General features: G+C 68.3%; 11 protein-coding genes. All 11 read left to right on the plus strand.

Annotated features, from left to right (window positions below):
• Positions 1 to 18: 18 nt before the first annotated feature.
• A complete protein-coding gene (priA, locus tag KDB67_RS10610) occupies positions 19 to 762 on the plus strand; it encodes a bifunctional 1-(5-phosphoribosyl)-5-((5-phosphoribosylamino)methylideneamino)imidazole-4-carboxamide isomerase/phosphoribosylanthranilate isomerase PriA (RefSeq protein WP_291015599.1) in 744 nt (247 codons plus the stop codon).
• Complete coding sequence (locus KDB67_RS10615; RefSeq protein ID WP_291015587.1) at positions 759 to 1,574, plus strand: inositol monophosphatase; 816 nt, start codon at positions 759 to 761, stop codon at positions 1,572 to 1,574. The genes priA and KDB67_RS10615 overlap by 4 nt, the downstream gene beginning before the upstream one ends.
• Before the next feature lie 4 nt (positions 1,575 to 1,578).
• On the plus strand, positions 1,579 to 2,352 hold the full coding sequence (hisF, locus tag KDB67_RS10620; RefSeq protein WP_291015589.1) for an imidazole glycerol phosphate synthase subunit HisF: 774 nt from the start codon (positions 1,579 to 1,581) through the stop codon (positions 2,350 to 2,352).
• 13 nt (positions 2,353 to 2,365) lie between these two features.
• The gene (gene hisI / locus KDB67_RS10625; RefSeq protein WP_291015590.1) at positions 2,366 to 2,743 is read left to right on the plus strand and encodes a phosphoribosyl-AMP cyclohydrolase; all 378 of its coding nucleotides are present in this window, start codon (positions 2,366 to 2,368) and stop codon (positions 2,741 to 2,743) included.
• A gap of 10 nt (positions 2,744 to 2,753) precedes the next feature.
• Positions 2,754 to 2,933, plus strand: a complete 180-nt coding sequence (locus KDB67_RS10630) for a 4-oxalocrotonate tautomerase family protein (RefSeq protein ID WP_213243634.1) — start codon at positions 2,754 to 2,756, stop codon at positions 2,931 to 2,933.
• Complete coding sequence (locus KDB67_RS10635) at positions 2,930 to 4,603, plus strand: anthranilate synthase component I (RefSeq protein WP_291015592.1); 1,674 nt, start codon at positions 2,930 to 2,932, stop codon at positions 4,601 to 4,603. The genes KDB67_RS10630 and KDB67_RS10635 overlap by 4 nt, the downstream gene beginning before the upstream one ends.
• 56 nt (positions 4,604 to 4,659) lie before the next feature.
• On the plus strand, positions 4,660 to 5,337 hold the full coding sequence (locus KDB67_RS10640; RefSeq protein WP_291015600.1) for a TIGR02234 family membrane protein: 678 nt from the start codon (positions 4,660 to 4,662) through the stop codon (positions 5,335 to 5,337).
• 100 nt (positions 5,338 to 5,437) lie between these two features.
• Positions 5,438 to 6,256 (plus strand): indole-3-glycerol phosphate synthase TrpC, encoded by an 819-nt coding sequence (gene trpC / locus KDB67_RS10645; protein WP_291015594.1) that lies wholly within the window; start codon positions 5,438 to 5,440, stop codon positions 6,254 to 6,256.
• A 117-nt stretch (positions 6,257 to 6,373) separates the two neighbouring features.
• Positions 6,374 to 7,684 (plus strand): tryptophan synthase subunit beta, encoded by a 1,311-nt coding sequence (gene trpB, locus KDB67_RS10650; protein WP_291015596.1) that lies wholly within the window; start codon positions 6,374 to 6,376, stop codon positions 7,682 to 7,684.
• Positions 7,684 to 8,523: a tryptophan synthase subunit alpha gene (gene trpA / locus KDB67_RS10655; RefSeq protein WP_291015597.1), complete on the plus strand. Its 840-nt coding sequence runs from the start codon at positions 7,684 to 7,686 to the stop codon at positions 8,521 to 8,523. The genes trpB and trpA overlap by 1 nt, the downstream gene beginning before the upstream one ends.
• A gap of 23 nt (positions 8,524 to 8,546) precedes the next feature.
• Positions 8,547 to 9,093, plus strand: a 547-nt coding sequence (locus tag KDB67_RS10660; protein ID WP_291015598.1) for a prolipoprotein diacylglyceryl transferase family protein, incomplete at its 3' end; no start/stop codon positions are given.

The following is a 9,093-nucleotide window of genomic DNA, read 5'->3' on the forward strand; positions in this document are numbered from 1 at the left end:
ACAGGAACACCACAACCGATGGGCACAACCCTCGAACTCCTCCCCGCAGTCGACGTCGCCGACGGGCAGGCCGTCCGGTTGGTGCAGGGTGCCGCCGGCACCGAAACCTCGTACGGGTCACCGCGCGAGGCTGCGCTCGCGTGGCAGCGGGACGGAGCCGAGTGGATCCACCTCGTCGACCTCGATGCCGCCTTCGGTAAAGGCAACAACCGTGAACTGCTCGCGGCTGTGGTCGCCGAACTCGATGTGAAGGTGGAACTGTCGGGCGGTATCCGCGACGACGATTCGCTGGCCGCGGCGATGGCCACCGGCTGCACCCGCGTCAACCTGGGCACTGCGGCGCTGGAGAACCCGGACTGGTGCCGCAAGGCGATCGCCGAATACGGCGACCGGATCGCCGTCGGCCTCGACGTCATCAACGAAGGCGGTTCCTGGCGGCTGCGCGGTCGCGGCTGGGTCACCGACGGCGGCGACCTGTGGGAGGTGCTCGAACGCCTCAACAACGACGGCTGCGCCCGCTACGTGGTCACCGACGTCTCCAAGGACGGCACCCTCAAGGGCCCCAACCTTGAACTGCTGGCCGAGGTCGCGTCGAAGACGTCCGCACCCATCGTTGCCTCGGGAGGGGTCTCGGCGATCGAGGATCTGGTGGCCATCGCCGGACTCGTGCCGCACGGTGTTGAGGGCGCGATCGTCGGCAAGGCCCTGTACGCCGGACGTTTCACCCTGCCCCAGGCACTGGAGGCGGTGTCCGGGGCGTGAGCGCGGATCTGGACTATCCGCGTCTGCTGCATGTGGCCGGGACGATCCTCGACGGCGCGGTCGAGGAGTTCCGCGCCGGGGTGGGCGCACCGAGTGCGGTCGTCAAGGGCGCCACCGACTTCGCCACCCAGGTCGATCTCGACCTCGAACGCCGACTGTCGGCGGAACTGGCCGAGCAGACCCAGATCCCGGTGCACGGGGAGGAGTTCGGCGGTCCCGACCCGGACTCGGGCGTGGTGTGGGTGCTCGACCCCGTCGACGGCACCTTCAACTACTCCACCGGTGTACCGCTGACCGGCATCCTGCTCGGCCTGGTCGTCGACGGAGATCCGATCCTCGGACTGACCTGGCTGCCGCTGCAGAACCGGCGGTACGCGGCGCACGTCGACGGTCCGCTGCTCGTCGACGGTGAGCCGGCGCCACCGTTGACCGAGACGGACCTGGCCACCTCGGTGCTTGCCTACGGCCCGTTCAATGCCGGCTATGGCGGCCGCTATCCCGGTGCACAGCGTGCCGATGTGTTGCGTGGCCTGAGCTCGCGGGCGGCACGGGTGCGGATGACCGGCAGCACCGGCGTCGACCTGTCGTTCACCGCCGCCGGAATCTTCGGTGGCGCGGTGATCTTCGGCCGCCACGCCTGGGACAACGCACCGGGCACGGCACTGGTGCGGGCAGCGGGCGGCGTGGCCACTGACCTGGCCGGAGCACCGTGGACTGTCAACTCGCCCTCGCTGGTCGTCGGTGCGCCCGGGCTGCATTCCGAACTGCTGGACGTCATCACCGAGGCCTCGTACGGCGAGTGGAAAGAGTAGTCACATGCCAGTAGCTGTCCGGGTTATTCCCTGCCTCGACGTCGACGACGGTCGCGTCGTCAAGGGCGTCAACTTCCAGAACCTCCGCGACGCCGGCGACCCCGTCGAACTGGCCGAACGCTACGACCGCGAAGGCGCCGACGAACTGACGTTCCTCGACGTCACCGCGTCGAGTTCGGGTCGCGCCACCATGGTGGACGTGGTCAAACGCACCGCCGACCAGGTGTTCATCCCGCTCACCGTGGGTGGGGGCATCCGCACCGTCGACGACGTCGACACCATGCTGCGCGCCGGCGCCGACAAGGTCAGCGTCAACACCGCCGCCATAGCCCGCCCGGAGGTGCTCGACGAGATGAGCCGACGATTCGGCTCGCAGTGCATCGTGCTGTCGGTGGACGCTCGTACCGTTCCCGACGGCGAGCGGCCCACCCCGTCGGGCTGGGAAGTCACCACGCACGGCGGCCGCAAGGGCACCGGCATCGACGCCGTCGAATGGGCCCGACGCGGCCAGGACCTGGGCGTGGGGGAGATTCTGCTGAACTCTATGGACGCCGACGGTACCAAGGCCGGATTCGATCTGCGCATGCTCAAAGCGGTCCGCGAGGCCGTCAGCGTGCCGGTGATCGCGAGCGGCGGCGCGGGCAAGGTCGAGGATTTCGCGCCCGCAGTCCATGCGGGGGCCGACGCGGTGCTCGCGGCGTCGGTGTTCCACTTCGGTGAACTGACCATCGGCCAGGTCAAGGACGCGATGCGCGCCGACGGCATCACGGTCCGGTAGGAGGGAGGTTCCGATGGCATTGGATCCCGAACTGAGCGCCAAGCTCACCCGCAACGCCGACGGCCTGTTCGCGGCGATCGCGCAGGAACGCGGCACCGGCATCGTGCTGATGATGGCGTGGATGGACGACACCGCCCTCGAACGCACCCTGGAGAGCCGCCGCGCCACCTACTACTCGCGCTCGCGGCAGCAGTACTGGGTCAAGGGCGAGACGAGCGGCCACTTCCAGCACGTGCACGACGTGCGCATCGACTGCGACGGCGACACGCTGCTGCTGATCGTCGACCAGGACGGTGCGGCCTGTCACACGGGCAGCCACAGCTGCTTCGACACCCCGTCACTGCTGCCCGAAGTCACCGCACCACAACCGACGTACACACCAGAGAGCTGAGGAGCAGACGATGCCCTTGATCCAGATCTCCCAGACCCCCGGCATGTCCGATCGCATCAAACGCGAGACGATCGCCGCGGTCACCGAGGCCTACGCCCGGGCCACCGGCAAGAACCCCGACTCGGTGTGGGTGACCATCAACGAGATCCCGCGCACCCAGTGGGGCGTCGGCGGCGAGCCGCTCGGATGAGCGCGGCCGTACAGCAATCGGGCTTCGGGCACACGACGACGTTCGAGGAGTTCGCCGACCTGGCCCGTGACCACCGGGTGGTGCCGGTGACCCGCAAGGTGCTCGCCGACGCCGAAACCCCGCTCTCGGCGTACCAGAAGCTGGCCGGTGACCGTCCGGGCACCTTCCTGCTGGAGTCGGCGGAGAACGGCCGTTCGTGGTCGAGGTGGTCGTTCATCGGCGCGGGCACCCCGTCGGCGCTGACCGTCGCCGACGGTGAAGCGCACTGGTGGGGGACGGTGCCCGACGGCGCACCCACCGGAGGTGATCCGCTGGAGGTGCTCGGTGCATCCCTGAAGCTGCTGGCCACCGACCCGCTGCCGGGGATGCCGCCGCTCACCGGTGGTTTCGTCGGCTTCATGGCCTACGACATGGTGCGCAGGCTGGAGAATCTGCCGTCCACCACCGTCGACGATCTCGGGCTGCCCGATCTGGTGATGCTGCTGGCCACCGATATAGCGGCGGTCGATCACCACGAGGGCACTATCACCCTCATCGCCAACGCCGTCAACTGGGACGGCACCGACGATCGCGTCCACGATGCGTACGACGACGCCATCGGCAGGCTCGACACGATGACCGCCGCGCTCGCGGCTCCGCTGGCCTCGACCGTCGCCCAGTACGACCGTCCCGCACCCGAGTACACCGCGCAGCGCGACGTCGACGAATACGGTGCCGTCGTACGGGCCATGGTCGGTGAGATCCAGGCCGGCGAGGCGTTCCAGGTGGTGCCGTCGGTGCGGTTCGAGATGGAGACGACGGCCGACCCGCTCGACGTGTACCGGGTGCTGCGCGCGTCCAACCCGAGCCCCTACATGTATCTGTTGCGGATGCCCGGGGCGAGCGAAGCGACGGGAGGTGTCGGGGCGAGCGAAGCGACGGGGGGTGTCGGGGCGAGCGAAGCGACGGGAGGTGTCGGGGCGAGCGAAGCGACGGGGGATGCGACCGGTCAGCTCGCCGGACACGGGATCGCGCAGGAGCCGTTCACCATCGTCGGCAGCTCACCCGAGGCGCTGGTGACGGTGGCCGACCGGGTGGTCACCACACATCCGATCGCCGGAACCCGGTGGCGCGGGGCGACCGAGGAAGAGGACCTGCTGCTGGGCAAGGGCCTGCTCGAGGACCCCAAGGAGAACGCCGAGCATCTGATGCTCGTCGATCTCGGCCGCAACGATCTCGGACGCGTCTGCCGTCCCGGTACGGTGAAGGTCTCCGACTACTGTCACATCGAGCGGTACAGCCACGTTATGCACCTGGTGTCGACGGTGTCGGGCACCCTGCGCGATGACCAGGAGGCCTTGGACGCGGTCACCGCATGCTTCCCGGCGGGCACTCTCAGCGGTGCGCCCAAGGTACGGGCGATGGAACTGATCGAGGAACACGAACTGACCCGCCGCGGACTGTACGGCGGCATCGTCGGCTACCTCGACTTCGCCGGCAACGCGGACACCGCGATCGCGATCCGCACCGGGATCCTCGCCGGTGAGCGGGCGTTCGTGCAGGCCGGTGCGGGCGTCGTCGCCGACAGCGACCCGGTCTACGAGTACACCGAGGCCAAGAACAAGGCGATGGCCGTCCTCAACGCGATCGCGGCGGCGGGAACGATGCGCCGCGTCGGGGACATTTCGTGACCGACGACCCATCCGGACAGACCGGCGACACCCAGCGCCGCGTGCGCCGCACCAAGATGATCGCGGCGTTGCTGCTGGCACTCGCGGCGGTGGTGTTCTGGGCAGCCGGACAGTTGCACTGGTGCCGGGTCGAGGCCGAACCGCTCGACGGACTGACGCGGCAGCGGGCGTTCGACGTGAAGGGCTCGGACTGGAGCCCGTGGCTGACGCCGCTCGCGCTGGTGCTGCTCGCGGCGATCGCGGCCGCGTTGTCGGTGCGGGGCTGGGGTCTGCGGCTGATCGCGGTCCTGGTGGCAGCCGGTGGGGTGGTGGCGGCGATCCCGGTCATCTCATTGCTCAAAGACGGCGCCGACTCCGGCTACGCAGGCGATGTGGCCGACATGCCCGACCGTTATCAGGTGCTGTTCGTCGACGTCCACGAGTGGGCGGTGGCCACGGTCCTGGCGGGTAGCGCGCTATGTGTGGCGGCGGGTGTGTTCCTGCTGCGGGCGGCCCGGGGCGGTGCGGCGCCGGCATCGAAGTACCGGACGCCCGCGGCGCGCCGCGAGGACGCCGAGCGCGAGATCTTCCGCGAGTACGAGGAGCGTAAAGCTGCGCAGGCGCAGAGTCCGGGCGAGTCGGCGGCCGAGGGCGGCACCAGCGAGCGGATGCTCTGGGACGCACTTGACACCGGTCTCGATCCGACGGATCTCGACGTCGGTGACAACCCTCGCACCGATCCGGACGTCCACTAGGGACACGCATCAGGTGACCGCGTTGTACCCGCGATCACCACTGTTTCCCGATGCGTCTACCCTTAATCCACATACTTCAGGTGAAAGGGGCCGACCACCCGTGAGCACGCCGACCGTCCTCGACTCGATCATCGAGGGAGTCAAGGCTGACGTCGCCGCACGCGAAGCCGTTATCGACTACGCGGCGATCAAGACGGCCTCGGAGAAGGTCGCGCCGCCCAAGGACGCGACGGCCGCACTGCGGCTGCCCGGCATCGGGGTGATCGCCGAGGTCAAGCGCGCTTCGCCGTCGAAGGGTGAGCTGGCCAGCATCGGCGATCCGGCACAACTGGCCAAGGCCTACGAGGACGGTGGCGCCCGCATCATCAGCGTCCTGACCGAGCAGCGGCGATTTCGCGGATCGCTCGCCGATCTCGATGCCGTCCGGGCCGCGGTTTCGATCCCGGTGCTGCGCAAGGATTTCATCGTCGGGCCGTACCAGATCCATGAGGCACGGGCGCACGGCGCCGACGTGATCCTGCTGATCGTCGCCGCTCTCGAACAGAACGTGCTGGCCTCGCTGCTGGACCGCACCGAAAGCCTGGGTATGACGGCCCTGGTGGAGGTGCACACCGAGGAAGAGGCCGACCGGGCACTGCAGGCGGGTGCATCGGTGGTGGGTGTGAACGCCCGCAACCTCAAAACCCTTGAGGTCGACAGGGATTGCTTCGGCCGGATCGCACCTGGATTGCCCACCAAGGTGATCCGGATCGCCGAGTCCGGTGTCCGGGGCACCGCCGACCTGTTGGCATACGCCGGTGCGGGAGCCGATGCCGTTCTGGTGGGTGAGGGTCTGGTCACCAGCGGTGATCCGCGGGCCGCGGTCAGCGAGCTGGTGACCGCCGGTACGCATCCGTCGTGCCCCAAACCTGTTCGCTGAGAGCAGTTTTCGGCGCGTGAGTATTTAATAGTTTGTGCCCTGGGGATTTCCGGGGTGTGATCAGTTGTATCCGGGGGTTCTGGCCGCCGGTGCGATGATGAGGGAGTCCGCGAGTTCATGACCGGTAGCAATGCCCAGGAAACGGCCGAATTTCCCACGGCCAGTACGGGATTGACGACGCGGACCAGTATCGAACCGGACGCCGGGGGACACTTCGGGGTATACGGCGGGCGACACGTTCCCGAGGCGCTGATGGCCGTCATCGAGGAAGTCACCGCCACCTACGACAAGGTGCGTTCCGACGACACCTTTCTCGCCGAACTCGACCGCCTGCAGCGGCAATACACCGGACGGCCGTCGCCGCTGTACGAGGCGACCCGGCTCAGTGAGTTCGCCGGCGGTGCTCGGATCTTCCTCAAACGAGAAGACCTGAACCACACCGGATCCCACAAGATCAACAATGTGCTCGGGCAGGTGCTGCTCGCGCACCGTATGGGCAAGACGCGGGTGATTGCCGAGACCGGTGCCGGCCAGCACGGTGTGGCCACCGCCACCGCCTGCGCGCTGCTGGGCATCGAATGCGTCATCTACATGGGCCGCGTCGACACCGACCGCCAAGCCCTCAACGTGGCCCGGATGCGGCTCCTCGGCTCCGACGTGATCGCCGTCGACAACGGCTCGGCCACCCTCAAGGACGCCATCAACGAGGCGCTGCGCGACTGGGTGACCAATGCCCACAACACCTACTACTGCTTCGGCACCGCCGCCGGACCGCACCCGTTCCCGGCTATGGTTCGCGACCTGCAGCGCATCGTAGGCCTCGAAGCGCGAGTACAGATCCTCGAACAGGCCGGGCGGCTGCCCGACGCCGTCGTCGCCTGCGTCGGTGGCGGCTCCAACGCCATCGGCATCTTCCACCCCTTCATCGACGATGCCGGGGTGCGCCTTGTCGGTTACGAGGCGGCCGGTGACGGTGTGGAGACGGGGCGCCACGCGGCCACGTTCACCGGCGGCACACCCGGCGCGTTCCAGGGCGCCTACTCGTACCTGTTGCAGGACGAAGATGGCCAGACCATCGAATCGCATTCGATCTCGGCGGGCCTGGACTACCCGGGTGTCGGCCCCGAACACGCCTACCTCAAGGACATCGGCCGTTCGGAGTACCGGCCCATCACCGACACCGAGGCCATGGACGCCCTCGCCCTGCTGTCCCGGCGCGAGGGCATCATTCCGGCGATCGAGTCGGCGCACGCCGTCGCCGGCGCGCTGCAACTCGGCCAGGAACTCGGTGAAGGCGCCATCATCGTGGTGAGTCTGTCCGGGCGCGGCGACAAGGACGTCGACACCGCCGGACGCTGGTTCAACCTGTTCGACCCCCCGCCGTCGGAGAACGACGTGCACGCCATCGACAACGCAGGGAAACAGTGATGAGCAGCGAGAGCGCCGTGGCAGAAACCGGGACCGTGAAGGCGGCCCCCGAATCCAGGCTCGCGTCGGTGTTCGCCCGCTGTAAGGCCGAAGGCCGCGCCGCCCTCATCGGGTATCTGCCCGTCGGCTATCCCACCGTCGAGAAGTCGATCGAATCGTTCCGGACAATGGTAGAGGCCGGCTGCGACATCATCGAGGTCGGCGTGCCCTACTCCGACCCGGTGATGGACGGCCCCACCATCCAAGAGGCCGCCGAACTCGCCCTCACCAACGGGGTGCGGGTGCGTGACGTGTTCACGGCCGTCAAGGCCATCACCGAGGCCGGTGGTGCCGCCGTCGTCATGAGCTACTGGAACCCGGTCCTGCAATACGGTGTCGATCGGTTCGCCCATGACCTGGCCGAGGCCGGCGGTGCGGGCGTGATCACCCCCAACCTGATCCCGGAGGAGGGCGCGGCCTGGCACGAGGCGTCCGACAAGCACGGCCTCGACCGCATCTATCTGGTCGCGCCGTCATCGACCACCGAACGGATCGCACTCACCGTCGACGCCTCCCGCGGCTTCGTCTACGCGGCTTCGACGATGGGCGTGACGGGTGCCCGAGACAGCGTGTCCAACGCGGCCCCCGAACTGTGCGCACGGGTCCGTGCCTATTCCGACATCCCCATCGGGGTCGGCCTGGGTGTGCGTAATCGTGAGCAAGCTGCCGAGATCGCCGCCTACTCCGACGGTGTCATCGTCGGCTCGGCGCTCGTGACCGCCGCGCACGCCGGCCAGGACAGGCTGCGTGAACTTGTCGCTGAACTGGCCGAAGGTGTCCGCGGCCACCGGGCCCTGTAGCCGGTCGGTTAGTGTTGGCAGGCGTGACCATTGCACCTCTGGCCTACATTCCCAGCCCGTCACAGGGCGTATGGCATCTCGGCCCCGTGCCGTTGCGCGCCTACGCGCTGTTCATCGTTCTGGGCATCATCGTCGCGGTCTGGTGGGGCGGACGCCGCTGGGTGGCCCGCGGTGGCCGCGAGGGCGACATCCTCGACATAGCCATCTGGGCGGTACCGTTCGGCCTTATCGGCGGCAGGCTCTACCACGTCATCACCGACTGGAAGACCTACTTCGGTGATACCCCCGACGACGGCAAGAACGCGGTAGATGCCCTGCGCATCTGGGAGGGTGGCCTCGGTATCTGGGGAGCGGTGGCCCTCGGCGCGGTCGGCGCGTGGATCGGTGCCCGCCAGTACGGCATCAAGCTGCCGGCCTTCGGTGATGCGATCGCGCCGCCGCTTCTGCTCGCCCAGGCGATCGGGCGTCTCGGCAACTACTTCAACCAGGAGTTGTACGGCCGCGAGACCGACGTCCCGTGGGGCTTGAAGATCTACGAGCGCATCGACGAGTCCGGCCATCGGGACGCCA

The sequence above is a fragment of the Gordonia sp. (in: high G+C Gram-positive bacteria) genome, from assembly GCF_020438995.1.
In the GTDB taxonomy this organism is placed as follows: domain Bacteria; phylum Actinomycetota; class Actinomycetes; order Mycobacteriales; family Mycobacteriaceae; genus Gordonia.

Bases quoted from the DNA above. Each gene is read 5' to 3' on its own strand.
- priA (WP_291015599.1), top strand. From the start codon at position 19: ATGGGCACAACCCTCGAACTCCTCCCCGCAGTCGACGTCGCCGACGGG.
- hisF (WP_291015589.1), top strand. From the start codon at position 1,579: ATGCCAGTAGCTGTCCGGGTTATTCCCTGCCTCGACGTCGACGACGGT.
- hisI (WP_291015590.1), top strand. From the start codon at position 2,366: ATGGCATTGGATCCCGAACTGAGCGCCAAGCTCACCCGCAACGCCGAC.
- KDB67_RS10630 (WP_213243634.1), top strand. From the start codon at position 2,754: ATGCCCTTGATCCAGATCTCCCAGACCCCCGGCATGTCCGATCGCATC.
- KDB67_RS10635 (WP_291015592.1), top strand. From the start codon at position 2,930: ATGAGCGCGGCCGTACAGCAATCGGGCTTCGGGCACACGACGACGTTC.
- KDB67_RS10640 (WP_291015600.1), top strand. From the start codon at position 4,660: ATGATCGCGGCGTTGCTGCTGGCACTCGCGGCGGTGGTGTTCTGGGCA.
- trpB (WP_291015596.1), top strand. From the start codon at position 6,374: ATGACCGGTAGCAATGCCCAGGAAACGGCCGAATTTCCCACGGCCAGT.
- trpA (WP_291015597.1), top strand. From the start codon at position 7,684: ATGAGCAGCGAGAGCGCCGTGGCAGAAACCGGGACCGTGAAGGCGGCC.